The 22,930-nt window shown below is 70.5% G+C and carries 26 protein-coding genes; 14 read left to right on the top strand and 12 right to left on the bottom strand.

All coding sequences use genetic code 11. The features are described from left to right. Positions 1–145: 145 nt before the first annotated feature. Together RWH43_RS13850 and RWH43_RS13845 are read right to left on the bottom strand one after the other, a co-directional pair. Positions 146–937 carry an SDR family NAD(P)-dependent oxidoreductase gene (locus RWH43_RS13850; protein ID WP_396694918.1) on the bottom strand — a complete coding sequence of 264 codons (792 nt, stop codon included), beginning with the start codon at positions 935–937 and terminating at the stop codon, positions 146–148. A 52-nt stretch (positions 938–989) separates the two neighbouring features. Then, a complete protein-coding gene (locus RWH43_RS13845; protein WP_187358412.1) occupies positions 990–1,160 on the bottom strand; it encodes a hypothetical protein in 171 nt (56 codons plus the stop codon). A 234-nt stretch (positions 1,161–1,394) separates the two neighbouring features. Here RWH43_RS13845 and RWH43_RS13840 point away from each other — a divergent pair, with 234 nt between their 5' ends. Continuing rightward, on the top strand, positions 1,395–2,009 hold the full coding sequence (locus tag RWH43_RS13840; protein WP_316001757.1) for a sigma-70 family RNA polymerase sigma factor: 615 nt from the start codon (positions 1,395–1,397) through the stop codon (positions 2,007–2,009). 71 nt (positions 2,010–2,080) lie between these two features. Here the strand turns inward: RWH43_RS13840 and RWH43_RS13835 are convergent, their stop codons facing one another. Beyond that, on the bottom strand, positions 2,081–3,400 hold the full coding sequence (locus RWH43_RS13835; RefSeq protein ID WP_316001756.1) for an MFS transporter: 1,320 nt from the start codon (positions 3,398–3,400) through the stop codon (positions 2,081–2,083). A 10-nt stretch (positions 3,401–3,410) separates the two neighbouring features. Beyond that, the gene (locus RWH43_RS13830; protein WP_316001755.1) at positions 3,411–4,091 is read right to left on the bottom strand and encodes a methyltransferase domain-containing protein; all 681 of its coding nucleotides are present in this window, start codon (positions 4,089–4,091) and stop codon (positions 3,411–3,413) included. Between the two features lie 35 nt (positions 4,092–4,126). Here RWH43_RS13830 and RWH43_RS13825 point away from each other — a divergent pair, with 35 nt between their 5' ends. After that, a complete protein-coding gene (locus tag RWH43_RS13825; RefSeq protein ID WP_316001754.1) occupies positions 4,127–5,587 on the top strand; it encodes a dihydrolipoyl dehydrogenase family protein in 1,461 nt (486 codons plus the stop codon). A 10-nt stretch (positions 5,588–5,597) separates the two neighbouring features. Here the strand turns inward: RWH43_RS13825 and RWH43_RS13820 are convergent, their stop codons facing one another. Together RWH43_RS13820 and RWH43_RS13815 are read right to left on the bottom strand one after the other, a co-directional pair. Beyond that, complete coding sequence (locus tag RWH43_RS13820) at positions 5,598–6,224, bottom strand: CDP-alcohol phosphatidyltransferase family protein (RefSeq protein WP_144833361.1); 627 nt, start codon at positions 6,222–6,224, stop codon at positions 5,598–5,600. Next, a complete protein-coding gene (locus RWH43_RS13815; RefSeq protein ID WP_144833359.1) occupies positions 6,217–6,909 on the bottom strand; it encodes a TVP38/TMEM64 family protein in 693 nt (230 codons plus the stop codon). Before RWH43_RS13815 ends, RWH43_RS13820 begins: the two co-directional genes overlap by 8 nt. A 73-nt stretch (positions 6,910–6,982) precedes the next feature. Between RWH43_RS13815 and RWH43_RS13810 the strand changes: the two genes are divergently transcribed. From RWH43_RS13810 to RWH43_RS13795, 4 genes are read left to right on the top strand one after another with little or no spacing between them, the layout of a single operon-like run. Then, positions 6,983–8,227: an ABC transporter substrate-binding protein gene (locus RWH43_RS13810; protein ID WP_316001753.1), complete on the top strand. Its 1,245-nt coding sequence runs from the start codon at positions 6,983–6,985 to the stop codon at positions 8,225–8,227. Further along, on the top strand, positions 8,224–9,099 hold the full coding sequence (locus tag RWH43_RS13805; RefSeq protein ID WP_230704597.1) for an ABC transporter permease subunit: 876 nt from the start codon (positions 8,224–8,226) through the stop codon (positions 9,097–9,099). Before RWH43_RS13810 ends, RWH43_RS13805 begins: the two co-directional genes overlap by 4 nt. Before the next feature lie 5 nt (positions 9,100–9,104). Continuing rightward, on the top strand, positions 9,105–9,932 hold the full coding sequence (locus tag RWH43_RS13800; RefSeq protein WP_222846072.1) for an ABC transporter permease: 828 nt from the start codon (positions 9,105–9,107) through the stop codon (positions 9,930–9,932). Continuing rightward, entirely contained in the window at positions 9,929–10,969 is a 1,041-nt protein-coding gene (locus tag RWH43_RS13795) for an ABC transporter ATP-binding protein (RefSeq protein ID WP_144833355.1), read from the top strand. The genes RWH43_RS13800 and RWH43_RS13795 overlap by 4 nt, the downstream gene beginning before the upstream one ends. A 15-nt stretch (positions 10,970–10,984) precedes the next feature. Here the strand turns inward: RWH43_RS13795 and RWH43_RS13790 are convergent, their stop codons facing one another. Then, positions 10,985–12,454 carry a hypothetical protein gene (locus tag RWH43_RS13790; RefSeq protein ID WP_316001752.1) on the bottom strand — a complete coding sequence of 490 codons (1,470 nt, stop codon included), beginning with the start codon at positions 12,452–12,454 and terminating at the stop codon, positions 10,985–10,987. A 165-nt stretch (positions 12,455–12,619) separates the two neighbouring features. Continuing rightward, the gene (locus RWH43_RS13785) at positions 12,620–12,949 is read right to left on the bottom strand and encodes a winged helix-turn-helix transcriptional regulator (RefSeq protein WP_144784901.1); all 330 of its coding nucleotides are present in this window, start codon (positions 12,947–12,949) and stop codon (positions 12,620–12,622) included. 72 nt (positions 12,950–13,021) lie between these two features. Between RWH43_RS13785 and RWH43_RS13780 the strand changes: the two genes are divergently transcribed. Then, positions 13,022–13,669 carry an FMN-dependent NADH-azoreductase gene (locus RWH43_RS13780; RefSeq protein WP_144784900.1) on the top strand — a complete coding sequence of 216 codons (648 nt, stop codon included), beginning with the start codon at positions 13,022–13,024 and terminating at the stop codon, positions 13,667–13,669. Between the two features lie 63 nt (positions 13,670–13,732). Here RWH43_RS13780 and RWH43_RS13775 read toward each other — a convergent pair whose 3' ends face one another. After that, positions 13,733–14,515: a dienelactone hydrolase family protein gene (locus RWH43_RS13775; RefSeq protein ID WP_316001751.1), complete on the bottom strand. Its 783-nt coding sequence runs from the start codon at positions 14,513–14,515 to the stop codon at positions 13,733–13,735. Positions 14,516–14,646: 131 nt separating this feature from the next. Here RWH43_RS13775 and RWH43_RS13770 point away from each other — a divergent pair, with 131 nt between their 5' ends. Then, positions 14,647–15,177, top strand: coding sequence for a DUF2127 domain-containing protein (locus tag RWH43_RS13770; RefSeq protein WP_316001750.1), 531 nt, complete (start codon positions 14,647–14,649; stop codon positions 15,175–15,177). A gap of 7 nt (positions 15,178–15,184) precedes the next feature. Here RWH43_RS13770 and RWH43_RS13765 read toward each other — a convergent pair whose 3' ends face one another. After that, on the bottom strand, positions 15,185–15,415 hold the full coding sequence (locus RWH43_RS13765; RefSeq protein ID WP_316001749.1) for a hypothetical protein: 231 nt from the start codon (positions 15,413–15,415) through the stop codon (positions 15,185–15,187). Between the two features lie 200 nt (positions 15,416–15,615). Here RWH43_RS13765 and RWH43_RS13760 point away from each other — a divergent pair, with 200 nt between their 5' ends. Together RWH43_RS13760 and RWH43_RS13755 are read left to right on the top strand one after the other, a co-directional pair. After that, positions 15,616–16,545: an AEC family transporter gene (locus tag RWH43_RS13760; RefSeq protein ID WP_230704592.1), complete on the top strand. Its 930-nt coding sequence runs from the start codon at positions 15,616–15,618 to the stop codon at positions 16,543–16,545. Between the two features lie 102 nt (positions 16,546–16,647). Further along, entirely contained in the window at positions 16,648–17,199 is a 552-nt protein-coding gene (locus RWH43_RS13755) for an HdeD family acid-resistance protein (RefSeq protein WP_144833347.1), read from the top strand. A 49-nt stretch (positions 17,200–17,248) separates the two neighbouring features. On the opposite strand, the gene RWH43_RS13750 is transcribed toward RWH43_RS13755, so the two are convergent. Both RWH43_RS13750 and RWH43_RS13745 read right to left on the bottom strand, forming a co-directional pair. Continuing rightward, a complete protein-coding gene (locus tag RWH43_RS13750) occupies positions 17,249–19,219 on the bottom strand; it encodes a S9 family peptidase (protein ID WP_316001748.1) in 1,971 nt (656 codons plus the stop codon). 2 nt (positions 19,220–19,221) lie between these two features. After that, a complete protein-coding gene (locus RWH43_RS13745) occupies positions 19,222–19,986 on the bottom strand; it encodes an SDR family oxidoreductase (RefSeq protein WP_144833343.1) in 765 nt (254 codons plus the stop codon). Positions 19,987–20,131: 145 nt separating this feature from the next. On the opposite strand from RWH43_RS13745, the gene RWH43_RS13740 reads away from it, so the two are divergent. The 4 genes from RWH43_RS13740 to RWH43_RS13725 all read left to right on the top strand — a co-directional run bounded on the left by RWH43_RS13740 (position 20,132) and on the right by RWH43_RS13725 (position 22,833). Beyond that, positions 20,132–20,620, top strand: a complete 489-nt coding sequence (locus RWH43_RS13740) for an NfeD family protein (RefSeq protein ID WP_316001747.1) — start codon at positions 20,132–20,134, stop codon at positions 20,618–20,620. Between the two features lie 9 nt (positions 20,621–20,629). Next, on the top strand, positions 20,630–21,571 hold the full coding sequence (locus RWH43_RS13735; protein ID WP_144833339.1) for an SPFH domain-containing protein: 942 nt from the start codon (positions 20,630–20,632) through the stop codon (positions 21,569–21,571). Beyond that, entirely contained in the window at positions 21,571–22,368 is a 798-nt protein-coding gene (locus RWH43_RS13730) for a glycerophosphodiester phosphodiesterase family protein (RefSeq protein ID WP_230704590.1), read from the top strand. Before RWH43_RS13735 ends, RWH43_RS13730 begins: the two co-directional genes overlap by 1 nt. A gap of 93 nt (positions 22,369–22,461) precedes the next feature. Beyond that, on the top strand, positions 22,462–22,833 hold the full coding sequence (locus tag RWH43_RS13725) for an RNA polymerase-binding protein RbpA (RefSeq protein WP_144833335.1): 372 nt from the start codon (positions 22,462–22,464) through the stop codon (positions 22,831–22,833). Positions 22,834–22,930: the final 97 nt, after the last annotated feature.

The following is a 22,930-nucleotide window of genomic DNA, read 5'->3' as shown; positions in this document are numbered from 1 at the left end:
ATGTCTCGCCGAGCCCGCGCAGCGAAAGATGCGCGTGCGGAGGGGATGGCTCGTCGATGTCGCTGAGACCGATCTTCAGGTCGGCTCCGCCGTCGCTTCCCCCCGCACTCGGCGTCCGCCGGACTCCGCCTTCATCGGTTCCCCGTCAGGGCAGGATGCTGTCGACGTAGCCACCGTCGACCCGCAGGGCACCGCCCGTGGTCGCCGAGGCCAGGGGAGAGGCGAGGTAGACGACCATGTTCGCGATCTCCTCGGGCTCGATGAGCCGCTGGACGAGGGACTGCGGCCGCGCGGTCTTCATGAACTCGCGTTGCGCCTCGTCCCACGGCAGGTTTTCGTCGACGAGTTCGTAGACGAAGCCTTCGACGCCCTCCGTGTGGGTGGGGCCGGCGATGACCGAGTTGACGGTGACCCCCGTGCCGGCAGCCGCTTTGGCGAAGCCGCGCGACACCGCGAGCAGCGCGCTCTTGGAGGCGCCGTAGTGGATCATCTCCTCAGGGATGACGACGGCGGAGTCGCTGGCGATGTTCAGCACCCGGCCCCAGCCGCGCTTTATCATGCCCGGGAGCATCAGACGGATGAGCCGTGCAGCGGACACGACGTTGGTGTCGAGGAAACGGCCCCACTGCTCGTCGGTGATCTCCAGCGCCGGGGTCGACCCGAAGATGCCGAGGTTGTTCACGAGGATGTCGACCGCCCCCGCCTCCTCGGCGAGCGTGGCCGCCCCCTCGGGCGTGGTCACGTCGGCCGCGATTCCGCGGACGCCCGCACCCATCGTCGCCACGACCTCGTCGACCCGCTGCGGGGTGCGTCCGTTGACGACCACGTCGGCTCCCGCCTCGTGCAGACGACGCGCGATGGCGAGACCGATGCCCTGCGTGGATCCGGTGACGACCGCCGTCCTGCCGGCGAGGTCGATCGCGATGGTGGAGCTCATGGGGTGCCGCCTTTCATCGCGACCGAGGCTACTCGGGGCGGCAGGTTGCCGCTCAGCCGCGACCGGTGATGCGGGCGAACCACGCCTTGACGCGGCGCGTCTGCCGATCGGTGTAGTCGTTCGACAGGCGCATCGCCTCGTCGGTGATGTCGGCGCCCGCGTGGATGTTCGCCAGGGCGCGCAGCGCGCGTTCCTCCTGGGTCGCATCGTCGTCGTCGGGCATGCGCCCAGCGTACGTCGGGTCTCGGGAGACCGCAGTACGCGCCGCGGGGGAGATCGCAGGCATGACCTCCGTTTGGAAACTGACATAATGTGCATTATCGGCGCACCTAAAACGACGGCGACCGACCGCTGCAGTCGACTCCGACCCAGGTGAACCAGACTTCATTCAGATGCATATTCCAACGGCGCAAGCAAGTGCTGTTTCACCGCTGAGATCATCTGTCACCATCACCTCATGGCCGCTCGCGCTCCGCACACCGATGACGTCGACGATCACGCCGTCGACACCCTGAGCGCTCTGGCGGCCGCCGTCGCAGAGGGCGATCACGCAGCGTTCGCCCAGCTGTACGACCTCACCTCCGCCCGGGTGTTCGGAGTGGTGCTCCGGGTGGTCGTGAATCGCGCTCTGGCCGAAGAGGTGCTCCAAGAGGTGTACGTCTACGTCTGGCAGAACGCGTCGAGATTCGTCGCCTCGAAGGGCAGCCTGCAGGCGTGGATCAGCACGATCGCGTATCGCCGAGCCGTCGACTGCGTGAGGGCGACGCAGGCGTCTCACGACCGGGACCGGCACGTGGGATCGAGAGCTCTCGTCTGGGAGGCCGACGTGGCCTCGGATGCCGTCGACCACTACCTCGAACGCGCGCACCTTCACGCCGCTCTGGCTCAGCTCTCCCCCGATCAGCGGCTCTGTGTGGAGCTGGCCTACACCGCCGGCCTCACGCAGTCGCAGATCGCGGCCCGCCTCGGCCAGCCCCTGGGGACGGTGAAATCCCGCACGCGAACCGCCCTGAGAGAGCTGCGTCGCATCCTTCACGGACACGCCGGCCTGGGCGTGGGGGCGGTGGCATGACACCGGCGGTCGGCATCATCCCAGGCTGATCTCGACGACGCGTCGGCTCGACCAGCCCGCGGCTCACCATCTCAGCCGGGTATGGCTCGCTCTCGTCGACGCAGCGCCGCCTCGGTCATCGACATGCCGACGACGGAGAGCAGGGCGACACCGGCGAGGCCGATGGTGAGCAGCGCGAGCCCGTCGAAGAGCAGCCACTCGGCGAAAACTCCCCCGAGCACGTTGCCGAGAAGGTAGCCCGCTCCCACGACGACCGAGTACGCGCCCATGATGAGACCACGATCGTCGCGATGATCCGCCGAGATCTCACTGAGATGGATGAGGGCGGCGGGCGTGAATCCGGCCTCGAGGAACACCCCCACCGCGACCATCGGAAGGACGACCACGAGGGACGCTCCGTGATTGGCGAGGAGCAATCCGAAGGATGCCAGCATGGCTCCGGCCACCGTGACGAACAACACGGGAAGCGTCGGGAACCGGCCGATGAAGAATGCCCAGAACACGATGCAGGCGCTGAAGAACAGCACGTAGACGCCCAAGACGGCGGATAGTCCCGCCTCATCGCCGCGGAACGCCCCGGGGAACAGCTGGTCGTCGACGGTGACGTCTCCGGCGAGGACGAACGTGATCTGCGAGGTGACCCACGTTCCGAGGATCGCGTTCACGGCGATCCATGCCGGAAGGAACGCGAGGAGCCGAGGCTGGGCCAGGACCCCCACCCGTTCGCGGAGCGAGACGCGCGCGGCGGGTTGCGTGAGCGCGGCCGCGGGACGAACACGAGCGAAGACGAGAATGGCGGTCGCGACGTACACGACGGCCAGGGCGACGAACGTCCAGAGACCGAGCGCGCCGTAGAGCAACGGGCCCGCCACGGCTCCGAGGGCGATTCCGCCCGACGAGGACAATTCGTAGAGGCTCGTCAGCCGCCCGCGACGCCGCCGGTCGCCGTCGGTGGCGTCAGCCAGAAGCCCGAGTGTCGCGGGGGCCGAGATCGCGGCGCCCGCGCCGTCGAGCAGTCGCGAGCTGCCGACGATCACCACGACCAGCGCGAGCGGGGGAACCGCCGCCAGCACCGAGGCTCCGGGGGTCAACAGGACGCCGCCGGCCGCGAGGAGCGGAGCTGCGATGAGGAAGACCCGGCGCCCGCGCCGATCGCTCGCCGATCCGGCGACCGGCGCGAGCACGAGCTCCGCCAGAAAGCTGACGGCCGACAGAATTCCCAGCAGCAGTGCCCCCACCGACGTGCCCTGCCGCGAGAGATCGACGAAGTACGACCCCAGCGCGAGCGCCCCGGCGGCCGAGGCGGTCCGCAGAAGGAGCTGGGCCACGATGACGGCACCGGAGCCCGACGCCGCGACCCGAGGCCCCGACGAAGACGACGGCGGGTTCATGACGGGCCCCTCACGCCGAATCCGCGCCGAGGGTGACCCGGTCGGCGAGGTCGGCGGCCACGGCCACCAGATGACCGCCCTTGCGCTCGGCCCTGCCGATTTCGCGCGGGTCGGCCGCGTCGCGTTCGAGCAGATGCCACGGGTGCGCGTCGATGTCGGCACCCCCGGTCGCGCAGGCGAGAAGAGCGAGGGGATCGAGCGGTCGCCACCGGCCCCGCGGTCGCTGCATGTCGACGATGCCGGCGCGTCCGCCCGGCCGCACGGCGGCGCACGCGCGACGCCACGCCTCATCTCGTTGCGGGATCACGCTGAGCGCATAGGTGGAGAACACGGCATCCGCTCCCCGTCCGCCGGTCGCGGCGAGGATCTCGCGGGGGTCGACGGTGGCGGCGTCGGCTGCCAGGAGCGTCACGACCGCGTCCCACCCCGCGGCGGAGACACGACGGCGCGCGACGGCCAGCATGTCGGCGCTGCGATCGATGCCGATCACGCGACCCGTCGGCCCGACGGCGGCCACGAGACCGGCGAAGTTCAGACCCGTGCCGCATCCGAGGTCGATCACGACGTCTCCGGGGTGAAGGTCCAGAAGGCGGATGCCGGCCTCACGGCCCGCCCCGTACACCCATCGCTCCCCCGACAGCACGTCGTACCATCGAGCGCCCACGCCGTAGCGACGCAGTGGTGTCGTCATCGCCCCCCCTCTCTCCCCCACCCTAGGCTTCGAGCATGACCTCTTCGCCCCCTCGACGTGCCCGCCCGCTGACCTCGGCGGAGGCGGGCCGCGTCGAGTGGGATCTCGTCGTCGTGGGCGCGGGCAGCGCCGGTCTGGTGGGAGCCCGCACCGCGGCGGCGCTCGGGGCGCGGGTGCTGCTGATCGAGGCATCCGGCTTCGGCGGGGAGTGCCTCTACACGGGCTGCGTGCCCTCCAAGGCGCTCATCGCGGCCGCCGACGCGGCGCACGATGCGCGAGCGGCCGCGCGACTGGGCGTGCACGCGGGCGAGGTGCGTGTCGACTTCCCCGCGGTGATGGCGCACGTGAAGCAGGTGATCGCCGAGATCGAACCCGTCGACTCCCCCGAGACGCTTGCAAAGACGGGCGTGCACACTCTGCGCGGCCGCGCTCGGTTCGACGGACATCGGTCGGTGGTGGTCGAGGGTGTCGGCATCCGCTTCCGAGACGCGCTCATCGCCACCGGCAGTTCTCCGATGGTTCCGCCGGGGATCGACGACGTGCTCACCAACGAGACGTTGTGGGATCTCACGGAGCTCCCCGAGACGTTGATGGTCATCGGTGCGGGCGCCGTCGGATGCGAGATCGCCCAGGCGATGGCGCGTCTGGGGAGCCGGGTCACCCTCGTCCACCGGGGGGAGCGCGTGCTGCCGAAGGAGGATCCCGCGGCGAGTGCTCTCGTGATGGCCGCTCTCCGGGCCGACGGTGTCGAGGTGCGCGTCGGCACGACCGTCGAGACGGCCGAGCACACGGGGGGACGGACGCTTGCCCGTCTCAGCGACGGCACCACCGTGATCGCCGACCGCGTGCTGGCCGCGCTCGGACGCCGCGTCGACACCACCGGATTGGGCCTGGATGCCGCGGGCGTCGAGGTCGACGACTCGGGAGCGATCCGGGTCGATCGCACTCTCGCCACGAGCAACCCGCGCATCCGCGCCGCCGGTGACGCCACTCCCCTGCCGCGCTTCACCCACACGGCGGGGATGTTCGCCAGCGTCGCCGCGACAAATGCCGTGCTCGGCTTGACGCGACGCATCCGTCTCGACGATGTCCCGCGCGTCACGTTCACCTCCCCCGAGGTCGCCGCGGTGGGAGTGTCGACCGCAGTCGGCGAAAGCGCGGGGCTGCGCGTGGTCGAGACCGGGCACGACGACCTCGACCGAGCGATCGCCGAAAACCTCACCGCCGGCTTCACCCGTCTCGCCGTCGACCGGAAGGGACGCGTGGTCGGCGCCACGATCGTTGGACCGAGGGCCGGCGAATCGCTGGGCGAGCTGTCGACGGCGGTGTCGCTCGGCCTCACGGTGCGCGCACTCGCAGGCGTCATGCACGCCTACCCGACCTACTCCGACGCGGGCTGGAACGCGGCCGTTCGCGATGCGCAGAGCGCCTTGCGCCACGGGGCGGTGGCCGCGGTGATCCGACTGCTCCGTCGCGTACGGCGGCGGCGCACCTGATCGGCGATCGTCACCGCAGCAGGCGGTAGCCGGTCACGACGCGTTGCGCGGCGCTGATCCCGACGAACAGGCTCCACACCAAGGCGATCTGCCACGCCCAGAACGGCAGGATGAGCCAGAGGGAGTGCACGATGATCGTCTCGGTGCCTTCCGCGATGCGTCCGAGGAACGACAGGGATCGGCCATCGTCCAGCTGACGACCGGTGCGTTCGGCGATCGACGAGAACGCCAGGAAGGCGGTGCCGTTGACGTAGTACGCGACCAGCACGAGCAGGAACGGCCACCACGGCGCCCCGTACGCCGCCGTCGCCCCCCACGCGACGCCGAAGACGCCCACTCCGTAGGCGATGAAGTCGGCGGCGATATCGAGGAATCCCCCGGCGTGGCTCTCACTCCCCCGGCCTCGGGCGCGGCGCCGGCGCGCGAGGGTGCCGTCGAGCCCGTCCGCGACGCGAGAGAGCAGCCACAGCACAACCGCCGCCCCCCACCACTGCGCCGCTGCGGCCCCCGCTGAGATGAGGGCGAGGACGAGCCCCGCGACCGTCAGCCGATCGGGCGTGATGCCCGGACGATCGAGGGCCGCCGCTGCGGCCTCCAACGGAGCGGAGAGCGCGGCGCGCATGGTGCGGTCAAGCATCGGGCGCTCCGGCGCTGCGGCGACGCCGAACGACGGCCCCCACGACGAGTCCTCCCGCCAGCAACACGCCGACGGCGGCCAGCGCGACCCAGAACTCGGGACCGAGCTCCCAACCGAACGCACCGAGGGCGACATACGCGGCGGATCCCGGAAGAATGCCCACCGCGGTGCCGATCGCGTAGTCGCGCCGACGAACCGAGGTCAGGCCCGCGCCGTAGTTGATGAGGGTGAACGGAATGACCGGAATGAGCCGTGCACTCAAGACGGCGACGAGTCCGCGTCGGCCGATCGCGGCGTCGAGGCGGGCCACCCGCGCACCCGTGAAACGTTCTACGGCCTCGCGGCCCAGCGCTCGCCCGATCAGGAACGACGCCGCGGCCCCCAGCAACGCGCCCACGTAGACCATCGCGAAGGCGACGGGGAAGCCCCAGACCAGTCCGGCCGCGATTCCCAGGACGTTCTTCGGGGCCGGACTGAGCGTCAACGCAGCGTAGAGCACGGTGAAGAGCACCGCGCCCGCCCACCCGGCCTGGCTCGACCAGGCGCGGATCTCCCCGACGTCGTGCGGCATGAAGACGAACCCAACCGTTGCGACGACGGCGACGAACACGAAGAGAAGCACCAACCGGAGGACGGGTCGGCGCTTCGCCCCGCGCGCCGGCACGTCTGTTCCGCTCGGTTGCATCGATCACCCTCCGCTACCCCATACCCTAAAGCCGCACGCGACCTGCGGTCGCCGGTCCCGACCGAGGAGCCTCATGACCCCCCTTCGACACCGACGTCGACTCGCCGCGATGACCGTGGCCACGGCATCCGCCCTCTTCGCCCTCGCCGGGTGCGCCGCACCCGCCGCCCCCGAAACGGCGGAGTTCTCCGACTGGGATGCCGTTCTCTCGGCCGCCCGGGGCCAGACCGTGCAGTTGTGGATGTACGGCGGTGACGATCAGGGCAACGCCTACGTCGACGATGTGCTGACCCCCGCGGTCGCCGAATACGGGGTGACCCTCGAGCGCGTTCCGGTCACCGACACGCGCGACGCGCTCAACCGCGTGTTCACCGAGCTCCAGGCCGGCCGCGACGACGGCAGCGTCGACCTCGTGTGGATCAACGGCGACAACTTCCGCACGGGCAAAGAGGCCGGAGCGTGGCGCTGCGGCTGGACCGGCCTGCTCCCGTCGATGGCGGGCACCGGCGCCGACGACCCTCTGCTGCAATCCGACTTCGGCACGCCGGTCGACGGCTGCGAGGCACCGTGGCACAAGGCGCAGTTCACGCTGGCCTACAACGCCGAAGCGATCGCCGATCCGCCGACCACCCTCGCGGGTGTGCTCGACTGGGCCGACGCTCACCCCGGGCGCTTCACCTACCCGGCGCCGCCCGATTTCACCGGCTCGGTGTTCGTCCGCGAGGCGCTCGCGAGCGTTTCCGGCGGGGCAGACGAGGCGCCCACCGCGTTCTCGCAAGACGCCTACGACGAGCTCACGCCCGCGCTGTGGAACCGCCTCGACGAGCTCGCCCCCCACCTGTGGCGCGGGGGCGACACCTATCCCGCGAACGAGACGGAGCTCGGGCAGCTCTTCGCGGACCGTCAGATCGACATGACCATGACGTACGGCCCGGCCACCCTCACCGCTCTCGTGGCGGACGGAACCTATCCCGCTCAGACCAAGGTCCTGACACTCGAGGACGGCACCGTCGGCAACGCCAGCTTCCTCGGACTGCCCGTCAACTCCGACGCCGCGGCGGGCGCGATGGTCGTGGCGAACGTCGCGCTGTCTCCCGAGCAGCAGGCGAAGAAGGCCGAGCCCGAGGTGTGGGGGCAGTTCCCGGTCCTCGATCTGGACGCTTTGTCGGCCGAGGATCGGGAACTCTTCGATGCGCTGCCGACCTCGCCGGTCGTGCCGCCCTACGACGAGCTCTCGCGCAACGCCCACGGCGAGCTCGCCGCCGAATGGGTCCCGGCTCTCGACGACGGCTGGCGGCAGAACGTGCTGCCCCGGTGACCTGGGCGCCCGTCGCCCGGCGCACCGGCTCGACCCGCGAGAAACTGCTCGGGGCGGTCCTGGTGCTGCCCGCGGTCGCCCTCGCCCTCGTCGTGGTGGGCGGTGGCGTGGGAGCGACGGCCCTTCAGGCCTTCGGCCTGCTGCCGGTGGTCGGTCGGCCGAGGCCGGGGACGGGGGCGTTCACCGCGCGTCCCGGTGAGCTCTTCGCGGCGATCGGGGTCTCGCTGAGCGTCGCCGTCGTCGCCACGGCGGTCGCGGTCGTCGTCGGCACGACGGCCGCCGTGGTCATCGTGTCGCGCACCCGCAGCAGCCGGGCCGTGGCGACGTTGGGCACCTTGACCGTGACGATCCCCCACCTCATCGCCGCTGCGACCGTGGGCCTGCTGCTGTCGGATGCCGGTGTGCTCCCGCGCCTGTTGGGAATCTCCCCCGACGACTGGGCGCCCTGGGTCGGCGGTCCGCTGTGGGGCGCGGCGATCGTCGAACTGGCGTGGAAGGAATCGGCGTTCATCGCCCTCATCGTCACGGGAACGCTCGCCACCCGCATCCAGACGTACGACGAGACCGCAGCGCTCCTGGGCGCGGGACGTGCACAGCGGTTCCGCCATGTGCTGCTGCCGCTGACGGCGCCCACGATCGTCATCGGAGCGGCGATCAGCTTCGTCTACGCGCTGGGCTCGTACGAGGTCCTCTGGTTGCTGGGCCGCACCTCCCCCGAACCGCTACCCGTCCTGGCGGTTCGGCTGTTCCAGGGGGTGTCCCTCGATGCGCGGAACGAGGCCGCGGCGGTCGCGCTGGTCACCTGCGTGCTGGCGCTCGGCGCGGTCGCCCTCACCTTCGCCGCGCTCCGGCGGACGGCGACGTGGCGATGACCTCGGTGGACAGCCCTCTGACCCGATCGCGCGGCGCCGGGAAGGTGGTGCGCCGCGCGCTCGCCGTCGCGCTCGTGGTGTGGTTCGCGCTGCCCCTCCTGCCCCTCCTGCTGTGGTCGTTCGCCGACAGCTGGAGTGTCCCCGCCCCCCTGCCGACGGCCGTGGGGGTGCGCTCGGTCGATGCGGCGATCGCCTTCGGCGCACTCCCCGCCCTCGGCCGCTCGCTCGTGCTCGGCGTCGTCGTGGCCATCGCGGCCACCGCGATCGGCGCCCTCGCTGCTCGAGCGCTCACCTTCGGTGCCGTTCCCGCAGCGCGTGCCGTCTCGGTGCTGCTGCTCGCCCCCATCGCCCTTCCACCGTTCGCGGCCGTGCTCGGCGTCAACGTCGTGCTGCTGCGCGCGCATGTGCCCTCTGTGATCGGCGTCGCGATGGTGCTCACGGTCATGGCCCTGCCCTACACGGCCTTCGTGATGCGCACCGCGTACGGCGCGTACGACCGCTCGTACGAGGAGGAGGCGCGGTTGCTCGGCGCCGGGCGGCTGCAGGTCTTCCGCCGTGTGCAGCTGCCCCTCATCGCGCCCGCCCTCGCTCGGGCCGCGTTCCTGGCGTTCCTCGTCGCGTGGAGCGACTACATCGTCACCCTCATCGTCGGAGGCGGAGAGGTCGTCACTCTGCCGCTCGTCGTCGCCTCGGCGGCTGCTGGCCTGGGTAACGACGCCGCCGTCTCGCTGATGTCGCTGTCGGCGGTCGCTCCGCCCGTTCTCCTCCTGCTCGGTGTGCTGGCCTTCGGGCGTCGGCGTCGAGCCCTTCCCGTGAAAGAGATGGTGGCATGAGCACCGACCTGGTCCTGACGGGCCTGACCAAGACCTTCGCCGCGTCTCCGAACCCGGCCCTCGACGACCTTTCACTGACGGTCACCGCGGGCACCTGCACGGCCGTGCTCGGCCCCAGCGGGTCGGGCAAGTCCACCCTGCTCCGCGTCATCGCGGGGCTCGAGACCCCCGACCAGGGCAGCGTGTCGATCGCGGGACGTGACGTCGCCGCCGTCGCCGCCGAACGTCGCGGCGTGGGGATGGTGTTCCAACGATCGCTGCTGTTCCCGCACCTGTCGGTTCTCGACAATGTCGCCTTCTCGGACCGCGTCGCCGGAATGCCACGGGCCCGCGCCCGCGAGCGAGCCGAACGCTACCTCGACACGGTGCGACTGACGGGTTACGGCCGTCGCCGCGTCGGCGAGCTATCGGGCGGGCAGGAGCAACGCGTCGCGATCGCCCGTGCTCTCGCCGCCGAGCCGGCCGTGCTGCTGCTCGACGAGCCGTTCAGTGCCCTCGACCCGGCCCTTCGAGCCGACATGCACGAACTTCTCGAAGCGGTGCGCGCCGATGTCGCGCCCACGATCCTGCTCGTCACGCACGATCGCGACGAAGCCGCGCGCGTGGCCGATCGCATCGCTCTGGTCGAGCACGGACGACTGCTGCACGAGGGCACCGTCGCCGACGCCTATCGACGGCCCGGGAGCGTGCGCGCCGCCGAGCTGATGGGCGGACGCAACGCCGTCCCCGGTCGAGTGCGCAACGGCGTCCACCGCAGTGTGCTCGGCGAGATCGCCGCCGCCGGGGTCGACGAGGGCCCTGCGACCCTCCTCTTCCGACAGGAGGACGTGCGGGTCGACGAGCACGCGGATGCGGCTTCGCTCCGCATCGTCGGGATCGTCCTCGTGCGGCGTCCGACGGGTGCCCGAAGTGAACTGACGGTCGGAGCGGGTGGCGTCGAACTGCACGCCGAGGTGCCGTCGATGTCGCCGCTGAGCCCCGGCGACGAGGTCGTACTGTCGGTGCCGGAAGCCCTCGCCCACGTCGTCGCCCGCTGAGGACGCCGGGGCGCCTCAGACGACCCGCGTGCCGGTCTCGCGCACGGCGGTGAGCCCGGAGGGACGAGCGGTGACGGTCGCGCCGGGACGCACGGTCGGCAACGGCAGGATGCGCCGCAGCTCGACGTTCTCCTGCGGGTCGAGCACCGAGTGCTGCACGCAGGCGGGAACGAGGCGGCCGTCCTCGGGGTGGGACATGGCGTACATGCACGCCCCGAGGCGCTCCTGGGTTTCGCGCAGCAGCGGATCGTCGGCGACGACGCCCTCTTCCATCATCTTCCAGGCGGGGGCGACCTGCTCGGCATCCATGAAGTTGTGAATCACGAACGTCTTGAACGACACCTTGCCCCGACGCGCGGCCGCCGCGACCTTGCGCACGCCTCCCGCCCGACGCAGCACGCGACTCATCAGGCCGAGGAGCGGAGGGATGTCGCCCGGGTGTGCGGCGAGAGCGCGCACGACCTTGATCACGAGGACGTGACGGGGGATGCCGCCGAAGATCATCCCACCGAAGTGGGAGAGGAACCGATCGCGCGCGGCGATGTCCTTGGCGTCGTCGGGGTCGAGCACGGGGGCGAAGGTCTTCCCGACGCGCACGCCGACGCTCGAGCGATTGCACCGCGGGTCACCGAACTGCGTGGCTTGCCAGGGCAGTTTCTGTCCCGCTCCGGCCTCGATGCGCTCCCACACCGCGTCGATCGTGACCTCGCCGAAGTCTTCGCGCCAGCGGCGATCATCGCCGATGAAGGCCGCGGGCTGGAACGACATCATGTCGAACGGCATCTCGAGGACGTCGCGAGTGACCTCCTCGACCTCGGCGACGTTCGAGGGAGTGACCGTCATGTTGTGCGCGAGATAGCTGCTGACCCCGTGGTCGCGCTTGAGATCGACGAACATGCGGGCGAATGCCTCGCGGAAGGGGTTCAGCTCGGCCTCGCTGTGCGGGCGAACGGCACCGCGGCGCCCGCGCATGAGCGAGTCGAAATGCGCAGCGAACGACACCTTGTCGAAGCGGGACTTGCCGTCGGCGTCGAGCACGACATCGAGCAGGTAGTCGTAATCGAAATCGCCATGGGTCATCGACATGGGTTCGCGCCCGACGGCTCGCATGGCCAGGAGCGAACGCGCGTGATCCTCGGCGCTCAGCAGGCTGACCTCACCGCCGATGAGCTGCGCGTGCGCGCGCGGACCGCGGACCTCGCGCAGGAAGTCCATCTGCCGGATGACGTTGTCGACGGTGTGTTCGCCGTCGATGCGCACCTTGTTGGCGTCCGCCGAGTGGTAGCACGGCGAGCACGTGAGGTTGCACTTGGGGAAGACGCCGTGCGTCCCCTCGCAGCCGACGGCGCTGCGACCGAGAAGTTGACCCGGGGTCTGCGCGTGAGGAGGGAGCTCCGCCCACCGGCGGTCCAGTGCTCGTCTCGTCTCGGGGTGGATCGGGCGGGTGTCCAGCTCGAACCGTCGCAGGGCCGTTGCAAGTCGCATGTCGTCCTTTCGTGGCGTCATCGCTCACCGGGCATTCGACACACACGTGCGTTCGGTTTGCCCGAAGCCTCATTCTGCCTCGATCGCACCCGGGTGAGGCCGTCTTCGCGCCGCGGCCGGACATCCCGCCGGACGACCCGTGCGCGCACGGCCCCGTCGACCTCGTCAGCGCCGCGTCAGGTTGCCTTCGGCCCACTCGCCGAGCTGACCCAGGATCGGAACCAGTCGGCATCCGGCATCCGTCAGCGCATACGTCACGGCCACGGGCGGCCCGGCGTCGACGCGGCGGTCGACCAGGCCGGTATCGGCGAGTTCGGTCAGGCGATCCGACAGCACGGCGTCGCTGATGCCGCCGACTGCTCGCCGCAGCCCGGAGAACGACAACTCCCCCTGGCCGAGCACGTCGAGGATCATTCCGTTCCACCGCTTGCCGAGAACGGAGAACGCGTGCGAGACAGCGGCGTCGCACTGTCGCGCGTCATGTTCTTCGGCCATGACCCCATCCTACGTGTGCTAGCTTTCCCGAAGCCACTTTGTTTTCCATAGTCACTCTGATCGGAGAAGCGCATGACCTTGTTCCGTCTCGATGCCAGCATCCTGCCCGCCACCTCTGCCAGCCGCGAGCTCGGCGACCTCGTCGAGGCCGAATGGCTCGCCGCGCACCCGTCGACGGCGGTCGTCCGCCGCGATGTCGCCGCCGACCCGATGCCCGCCACCGCCTGGCGCGACGCGGTGACCTCGGGCTTCACCCCCGCCGACCAGCACACCGACGGCCAGCGCGAGGCCATCGCGCTGCGCACCCGCCTCGCCGACGAGCTGATCGACGCCGATGCCCTGCTCTTCACCGTTCCGCTGTACAACTACGGCGTCTCGCAGCACGTGAAGACCTGGTTCGACCTCGCCTACACCGACCCGCGCATCGACCCGCAGGGCACCGCGCTCCGCGGCAAGCCCGCCACCCTCGTCACGGTGCTCGGCGGCAACTACGAGCCCGGAAGCCCGAAAGAGGGCTGGGACCACTCGACCGGCTGGCTCCGCCGCGTCTTCGCAGACGTGTGGGGACTCGACCTCACCGTCGTGCACCGCCCCTTCACCCTCGTCGGGGTGAATCCCGCGCTCGACGCGTTCGCCGACGTGGCGGCAGGACTGAAGACGGATGCCGAGCAGGCCGCCGTCACCGCCGGGCGCACCCTCGCCGCGTCGCGCGCCGCCTGACGCCGGCACGTCCCGACTCGCCCGCCACGGACCGCTCCGGCGAACCATGGCGGGCGAATCCCGTCACGCCCGGGGTTCGAACACCTCCGCGAGGAACGCCTTCATCGCGGCCCAGCTGCGCCGCTCGGCGGTCGCCTGAAACTGTGCGCCGTGCTCGGGGGCATCGGCATCCGGAAGCGTGAAGGCGTGCATCGCATTCGCGTACGACACGAGCTGCCAGTCGACAGACGGCGCCGTTCGCAGGTCGTTCTCGAAGGCGAGCATCGCGTCGTCGGGCGCGACCGGATCGGCGGCGCCGTGCAGCACGAGCAGCTTCGCGGTGATCTGCTCCGCCTCGCCCTCGGGGCCGGTGAGCAGGCCGCCGTGGAAGCTCACGACCGCGTCGACGTCGGCGCCCGTGCGGGCGAACTCGAGCACCGACGACCCGCCGAAGCAGTATCCGATCGCCGCGGTGCGGTCGGCGTCGACCGACGGCTGCGCGCGCAGGGAGGCGAAGGCCTCGGTCAGACGCTTCCTCCACAGCGGGCGATCCTGGTAGAAGCCGCCGGCCACACCGGCCGCATCCTCGGGAGCCGGTCGCACGTCGGCGCCGTAGACGTCCGCCGCGAAGGCCGTGTAGCCGAGGCGAGCGAGCATGTCGCAGCGCATGCGCACGTAGTCGGTCACACCGAGCCAGTCGTGCACGACCAGGATCCCCGGGTGGCGCCCCTCCCCTGCCGGGTGCGCCAGGTATCCGCGGTAGGCGACGCCGTCGGCTTCGTAGTCGACGTCACCCGATTCGATCCCGGATGCCGGGAGGGGTTCGCGGTCGAGGATCTCGGTGAGGTTCGGGGCGTAGGTCGTCATTCTGCGGACGCTAGACCGCGGAGATATGGACCGGCCGGGTCTTGCGCGCTCGCCCTCTCCGCTCCTCCCTCTCAGGCCTACACTCGGCGCTGACGGCGACCGCCGTCACCTCCGGCCGGAGAGGGCCGCACGTGCGCGAACGGGTGATGGATCTCGTCTTCCTCATCGGCGTCGCCCTGAAGGGCCTCGACGGTCTGGTCGAACTGGTCGGCGCGATCGTGCTGCTGGTGACGACCCCCAGTCAACTGCTGCACGTCGCGCAACGGCTGACGGCGCACGAGCTCGCGCGGGAGCCGAACGACGTCCTCGCCAACGCGCTGCTGCACAGCATCACGCAGCTCGGATCGGGCACCGTGGTCTTCCTCGCCGTGTACCTGCTGTTGCACGGCGTCGTGAAGCTGGCCATCGTCGTCGCCCTGATGCTCGGCACTCGGCGGGTGTACCCGTGGGCGATCGCCGCGATCGGCGCCTTCCTCGTCTACCAGGTGTACGAGCTGTTCGTGTCACCCAGCATCGGGCTCGTGCTGCTCACGGTCTTCGACCTGATCATCCTGCTGCTCACCTGGCGCGAGTGGCGGCGGGGTCGTCCCCTGCGCCAGACCTGGCATTCGACGCTCGACTGGATCCTGCGCCGGCCGCAGCCGCAGCACTCGGCGTCGTAGCCCGGCGTCAGCGCCCGCTCTCGCTGGCGTTCCGGTGCGAGGCGCGCTTGAGTCGATTGTCGACGAAGAGGTACGCGAGCGCCCAGGACGACAGGCCCAGACCCCACAGCGCGGCCCCACGCTGGTCGGTCAGAAGCGCCCATAGTCCGCTAGCCAGCAGCACGACACCGACGACGCTGTAGACGACCAGGGTGATCCGCCGCGCCGCGTTCATCTCGTGCCATCTCCGGCGCACCATCACTCCCGTCTTCGGTTCAGCCCATTCACGGCGATACCGTTCGCCCACCATCGCAGATCGCACCGTTTCACAGCGCGCCCTTGCGCCGCGATCACCGGCGCCGCCCCCGGGGGCATCCGCCCCCGTCATTCCCACCCCTTCTCCCCCGCTACGCTCGAACCGATGACTCCCCGCAGCGCTCCCCCGAAACGGCCGGGCGCATGAGCGGGATCTTCACCGGCTTCGCGGTCGTCGGCCTCGCCGTGGTGGTGGGCTACATCATCGCCCGCATCGACCTGCTCGGCCCCCACGCGCGCCATGTGCTGAGCCGCCTGACGTTCTTCGTGCTGTCGCCGTTCCTGCTGTTCACGGTGCTGGCGAAGGCTGATGTGGCGACGCTGTTCTCGGCGCTGCTTCCGGTGTCGATGATCACCGCGGCGGGCGTCATCCTGGTCTCGGTCCTGGTGTCCGCGCTGATCCTGCGCCGGCCCGTGGGCGAGACCGTGATCGGCGCCCTGTCGGCCGGGCAGGTCAACAGCAACAACATCGGCATCCCGATCTCGCTCTACATGCTCGGCAACGCGGCCTACTCCGCGCCCGTGATCCTGTTCCAGCTGCTGATCCTCATGCCGATCGCCCTGTCGATCCTGGATGCCGCGACGTCTGGCTCGCGCAACATCGGACGCATCCTGCTGCAGACGGCGAAGAACCCGATGCTCATCGGCTCGGCCCTCGGCGTGCTGGTGGCGCTGCTGGGCATCGACCTGCCGCCGATCGTCTTCGACCCGCTCCAGTTGATCGCCGGTGCGTGCGTGCCGGTGCTGCTGATGTCGTACGGCATGTCGCTGTACGGCCAGCGGGTGCTCACCGAACCGGGGCGTCGCGTCGACGTCGTCATCGCGTCGGCTCTCAAACTCGTGGCGATGCCCGCGCTGGCGTGGCTCGTCGCGACGCTGTTCGGCCTCCCGGCCGACCAGGTGTTCATCATCGTGGTGCTCGCGGCGCTGCCGACCGCGCAGAACGTGTTCAACTTCGCCCAGCGGTACGGGGTGGGCGAGATCCTCTCACGCGACGTCGTGTTCATCTCGACCATCGGCTGCCTGCCGGTGCTGTTCGCGGTCGCGCTGCTGCTCGAGCACTCCCCCGCCTGACGGCCGCGCGGAGCGTGACGGCGTGCGTCGCCCGACCCGCGACGTTTCACCTCCGGGTCTAAGGTGAGCACTGTTCCCAGCGTTCGCACAGAAAGGCTCGCCATGTCGCCCTCGTCAACGACCAACCCCGCCGTCGGAGCCGTGCGCACCGCGCTCGCCGTCAGCGGAGCCCTCTCGCTCGTGATCGGCCTGATCATCCTCATCTGGCCGGGTCGCACCGCCCAGGTGGCCGTCGGCATCATCGCCGTCTACGTCATCATCGCGGGCCTCGTGAACATCGGAATCGGCCTGTTCTGGCGCTCGGGCTGGGCGCGCATCGGCTACATCGTGCTCGGCGTCCTGTTCATCGTCGCCGGCATCTTCTCGTTCGCGAACCTCCCCGCGACCACTGCGTGGCTCGGCGTCTTCATCGGCACGCTCGTCGGCATCCTGTGGATCATCGAGGGCGTCGTCTCGCTCACCACCGCGAGCCACCAGTCGAAGGCCCGGGCGTGGACGATCTTCTTCGCGATCATCAGCATCGTCGCCGGCATCGTGCTGCTGTTCTCGCCGCTGCTCGGCGCCGTCACGCTGTTCATCCTCATCGGCTTCTCGCTGATCGTGCTCGGCATCTTCCAGATCGTCCGGGCGATCCAGTTCGGCAAAGCGGTCTGACGCGGAACGACGAGGGCCCGGATGCCATGGCATCCGGGCCCTTCCCGACTCACGCGACCGGCAGGTACCGCCGCCACCAGTCGAGCACCGCATCGAAACGCTGCACGCGGTGCTGCGGACGACCGGAGCGCGTGAGCTCGTGGTCTTCGCCGGGGAAGACGAGCATCTCGGCGTCGACGCCGTTGCGCTTCAGCGCCGCGTAGTAGCGCGTCGCCTGGTCGAGCGGGCAGCGGTAGTCGAGCTCGGAGTGCAGCACCAGCGTGGGCGTGCGCACCCGGTCGACCACGGCCATGGGGCTCTGCGCCGCGACGAGCTGCGGATCGGTGCCGACGTACTCGTCTCCGAAGAACGTTCCGATGTCGCTCGAGCCCGGGAAGGCCGCCGGGTCGAGGAAGCCGCGCTCGACGATCGAGGCCGCGAAGCGGTGCTCGTGCGCGATGATCCAGGCGGTGAGGTATCCGCCGTACGAGCCGCCCATGACCCCGACGCGGTCCGCGTCGAGGCGCGACTCGGCCGCGATCACGCCGTCGAAGAAGTCCATGACGTCGAAGAAGTCGAGCGTTCCCATGCGGCGGCGGATCGCGCGACCGTGCGCGCGACCGTAGCCGGCGCTGCCGCGGGGGTTGCTGTAGACGACGGCGTATCCGGCGTCGACGAGCACCTGCGTCTCGTCGAACAGGTGCACGCCGTACGCGGCGTAGGGCCCGCCGTGGATCTGCAGGATCACGGGGAACGGCCCCTCGCCCTCGGGAACGGCGACCCACCCGTGCACGGGCGAGCCGTCGCGGCCGGTGATCTCGTGCTCGACGGGCACGACGACACCGCGTTCGGCGGCGCGCGCGCCGAAGTGCGTCAGCGCCCGCACCTCGCGTCCCTCGAGCAGCACCAGCTCGCCCGCTGATTCGGGAGAGGCGACGGATGCCACGACCCGGCCGTGCGCGACGGCGTGGCCGTTCACCTCGAGGTCTCCGCCCAGCACCTCGGTCACCGCGCCGGTGCGCGTGACGCGCAGCAGGCGGACCCGACCGCGGGTGCGGTCCTGCACGAGCACGTCGTCGCCGTCGAATGAGAGGTGGCTCCCCACCTCGCCGAGGTCGATCGACTCGGCATCCGTCAGCGCATGGGGTCCGTCGGGCTCGAGGGCGAACAGGGCGACGCCCGGTGCCACGAAATCGGCCCCGCTCTCGCCCACGTCGTGCGCAAGGAGGAACACCGCTCCGTCCGGAGCGACCGACACCTCCGACACCGACAGGTTCTCGGCCGTGCCAAGCACCTCGCGCTGCTCTCCGCTGTCGACGGCCACGGCGACCACCCGGTCGCGCAGGTCGCGCCGCGCGGTCTCGATGACGTCGGGAACGCTCAACAGCTCCGCGCCGTCGGCGCTCCACGCCACGCCTCCCCAGCTCGTCTCGCCGTGGGTGAGCTGGGCGGCGGGCTCGGGCACGATGCGCTTCTCGGGCGTCTCGAGGGCCGGCGCGGGCAAGTAGAACGGCTCCGCGTCGGTCGCGGGCACGTCGACGACGAACAGCTGCGCGGGACGATCAAGGTAGCCCAGCCCATTGGCGTGCCAGCGGATGCCGGTGATGCGGCGCGGCGGCTCGGCCGCGGCATCCCGCCCCTCCACCGTGCCGTAGCGGCCGGGTTCGGGCACGCGCGCGGTGAAGGCGAGGCGGCTGCCGTCGGGCGAGAACGCCAGAGCGGTCACTCCCCCGGGCTGATCGGTGACCTGCACGGGCTCGCCCCCGGACGCGGCGACCACGAAGACCTGCGCGCGGCCCTTGTCGTCGGCGCGCAGGAAAGCGATCGTCGCGTCGTCGGGCGACAGGCGCGGAGCCGTGTCGGCGACACCGCGCGTCAGACGGCGGGGCGAGCCGGCGGGCAGGTCGACCCGCCAGAGCTGCCCGACCGTGCGGTCGGCGGCGAGGTCGGGGCGCGAGGTCGCGAAGACCGCGAAGGCCCCGGAGGCGGCGATCGTGGGCCGACCGACCCCGATCAGTGTCTCGATGTCGGTCGGCCGCATGCTCACTCGCCTCCGAACGAACCCGTGTCTCCCACGAGGCGGGTGTTGTCGGCGGGCACCGGGTCGACCGCGGCGCGGGCCACCTCGGCGGCGAACTCCGACACGTTGTAGAGCTTGCCGGCGTCTTCGCGGCGGGCCGAGATGGCGCCGGGGTTCGCGCGCTCGAGCAGGGTGGCCGTGATGGTGCCCTCGATCATGTCGCCCGAGACCACGGTGAAGCCGATGCCTCGCTCTTCGAGGGCGGGGATCTTCTCGCGCAGGGCGTCTTCGCCGGCGCGCTTCGACAGGGCGACCGGCTCGTACTCGGGCATGGTCGGCGTGGTGCGGATGAAGTGCGCCTGGTGGCTGGTGACGAAGACCACGCGCGCGTCGTCCTTCAACAGCGGCAGGGCCGTCTCGAGCACATTGACCTGCGCGTCGCGGTTGAGCAGCAGCGCGTAGTCCTCGGCCATGCCCGACTCCATGCCGCCCGAGGCGTTGAGCACGAGGATGTCGAGGCCGCCGAAGGTGCGCTCGACCTCGTCGAACATGGCCTTCACCGACTCGGGATCGGTGAGGTCGGCGCCGACCACCAGGGCCTCGACGCCGAGCTCGCGCAGCTGCGTGGCGAGCTTCTCGGCGCGGGGCGCCTTGTTGCGAAAGTTGATGACGACGTTCGCGCCGGCCTCGGCGAAGTAGCGGACGGTGTCGGCGCCGATGCCGCGCGACGAACCGGTGACGAGGGCGGTCTTGCCGCTCAGCGAGCCGGACGGGAGGGTCTGAGACACGGAAGTACTCCTGACGATTCGAAAGATCGACTCCCCAGCCTACCGACCGCCTCGCCACCGTCTCGGGTGACGCAGTCTGTGGGGTGGTTGAGAAGCGGCCCCGGTGTCGTACCCCGGTGCTACGTTCAGCCTCAGGAGGTGCGACATGGACGTTCTCTCCGCTTTCGACACGTGGGCCTGGATCGGGTGGCTCGTGTTGATCCTGGTCTTCCTGGTCGTCGAGATGCTCACCGGTGAGCTGACGTTCCTCATGCTGTCCGTGGGCAGCGTGGTGGGTCTGGCCGCCGACCTGGTGGGCGCACCGCTGTGGCTCCAGGTGATTCTGGCCGCCCTCGCCGCCGGTTCGCTGCTGACGTTCCTGCGTCCGCCGCTGCTGCGACGCCTGCACCGCGGCGCCGACACCCGCCCGTCCAACGTCGAGGCCCTGCTCGGCCTCGAGGGTCTCGTGCTCTCGCGCATGTCGCCGTCGGTCGCGGGGCAGGTCAAGCTCGCCAACGGCGACGTCTGGACCGCGCGGGCCGAGACCGACACCCGGATCGACCCCGCCACGCGCGTCGAGGTCGTCCGCATCGACGGCGCCACCGCCGTCGTGCGCCCCACACAGCAGCGCGCCCACGACACCGCCAGCGACTAGGAGGCCGCGATGAACATCGACACTCTCATCCCCGTCACGATCGGCTGGGTGCTCGCGATCGTGGTGGCGGTCTTCGTCATCGTGGTGCTGTTCCGCTCGATCCGCATCATCCCGCAGGCCCGCGCGGGGGTGGTCGAGCGCCTCGGCAAGTACCACAAGACGCTCTCGCCCGGCCTGAACCTCGTCGTCCCCCTCGTCGACCGCGTGCGGCCGCTGCTCGACATGCGCGAGCAGGTCGTCTCGTTCCCGCCGCAGCCGGTGATCACCGAAGACAACCTGGTCGTCTCGATCGACACGGTCGTCTACTTCCAGGTCACCGATGCACGCGCGGCGACCTACGAGATCGCCAACTACCTCGGCGCGGTCGAGCAGCTGACGACCACGACGCTGCGCAACGTCGTGGGTGGCCTCAACCTCGAGCAGGCGTTGACCAGCCGCGACAACATCAACGGCCAGTTGCGCGTGGTCCTCGACGAAGCCACGGGAAAATGGGGCATCCGGGTAGGACGCGTCGAGCTCAAGGCGATCGATCCTCCCCTCTCGATCCAGGACTCGATGGAGAAGCAGATGAGGGCCGAACGCGACCGCCGTGCCGCGATCCTGACCGCCGAGGGCTCGAAGCAGTCCCAGATCCTCGAAGCCGAGGGCCGGCGTCAAGCCGCGATCCTCGAGGCCGAGGGCGACAAGCAGGCCGCGGTCCTGCGCGCGCAGGGCGAGGCCGAGGCCATCCACTCGGTGTTCACGGCGATCCACGAGGGTCGGCCCGACGACAAGCTGCTCGCCTACCAGTACCTGCAGACGCTGCCGAAGATCAGCGACAGCGCCTCGAGCAAGCTGTGGATCATCCCGAGCGAGTTCACCGAGGCCCTGAAGGGCATCTCGGGGGCGTTCGCCTCGCGCACCGGTGACGGCGACTCCCCCGCGGTCGCACCGCGCCCCTCCGCACCCTGATGACGCGGCATCCCTACCTCTCCCCCGACGCTCCGCACGTGCTGGCCCATCGGGGCCTCGTGACTCCGGATGCCGCGACCCTCGGCATCGCCGAGAACTCCTTCGCGGCGGTGGCCGAGGCCCACGCCGCCGGCGCGGTGTACGTCGAGTCGGACTGCCACCTGACCGCGGATGGCGTGGTCGTGCTGTTCCACGACGACGACCTGCAGCGCGTCGCGGGCGACCCGCGGGCGATCGCCGACGTGCGCGTGCACGAGCTCGAAGAGCTGATGGCCGACCGCGGCGGCTTGATCACCCTCGCGCAGGCGCTCGAGGCGTTCCCCGAGGTGAGGTTCAACCTCGACGTGAAGGCTGCGGCCGCGGCCGAGGGCGTCGGTCGACTCGTCGCCCCTCACACGGAGCGCGTTCTGGTGACCAGCTTCTCCGACGAGCGACGCCTTGAGGCACTGCGCGCCGCGGCCACGGCCGGAGCCGCCCAGCGCCCGGCCACCTCCCCCGGTTCGGCGACGATCGCGCGTCTGGTCGCGGCGCGCGCACTGCACCAGACCCGCCGTGTACGGGCGCTGCTGGCCGATGTCGACGCCCTGCAGATCCCCGAGAAACAGGGGCCGCTGCGGCTCGTGACGCCGGGTCTGCTGCGCGACGCGCATGCGGCCGGCGTCGAGGTGCACGTGTGGACGGTCAACGACGAGTCCGACATGGCGCGGCTGCTCGACGCGGGTGTCGACGGCCTCGTGACCGACCGCGCCGACGCTGCTCTGGCGTTGGTGAACGAACGGGGAACGGCGACTGTCTGAGCATCCTCTGTGAAAGCTGCCACGACGCCCGCTCTTCGAATAAAGCGCACAGGTGCGAACGTTATACATGGGGACCGACGAGAGGACCACAAAATGGCAGACCGCAGTCTCCGCGGCATCCGACTCGGCGCCCAGAGCCTCCAGAGCGAAGACGGCGTCGTGTTCCACGACCGTGCACAACACACCTATGTCTGCAGCACCTGCGGACGCGAGACCGTCCTGACCTTCGCGGCTGACGCCGAGGTTCCCGACGCCTGGGAATGCCGCACATGCGGCGCCGAGGCGCTCCTGCGTGTCGGCGACAACATCGCGACCGTCGACCACTCGGGCGACAAGGCCGCCCGCACGCACTGGGACATGCTCCTGGAGCGTCGTACGCTGCCCGAGCTCGAGGAGCTGCTCGAAGAGCGCCTCGCCTTCGTGCGCGCCCGTCGTGGCGCAGGCAACGAGAAGCTCAGCGCGTAACCCGCTGCGCGACGAAGATTCAGACGCCGGTCCCCTCGGGGGCCGGCGTCTTCGTCGTTGCGCGATGGCGGCATCGCACCCGCCGCGGCGACGACGC

It is taken from the genome of Microbacterium algihabitans (assembly GCF_032464975.1).
Taxonomy (GTDB): Bacteria; Actinomycetota; Actinomycetes; order Actinomycetales; family Microbacteriaceae; genus Microbacterium; species Microbacterium algihabitans.
The sequence above is the reverse complement of the archived record's forward strand: the minus strand, read 5'-3'. Positions and strand labels throughout refer to the sequence as shown.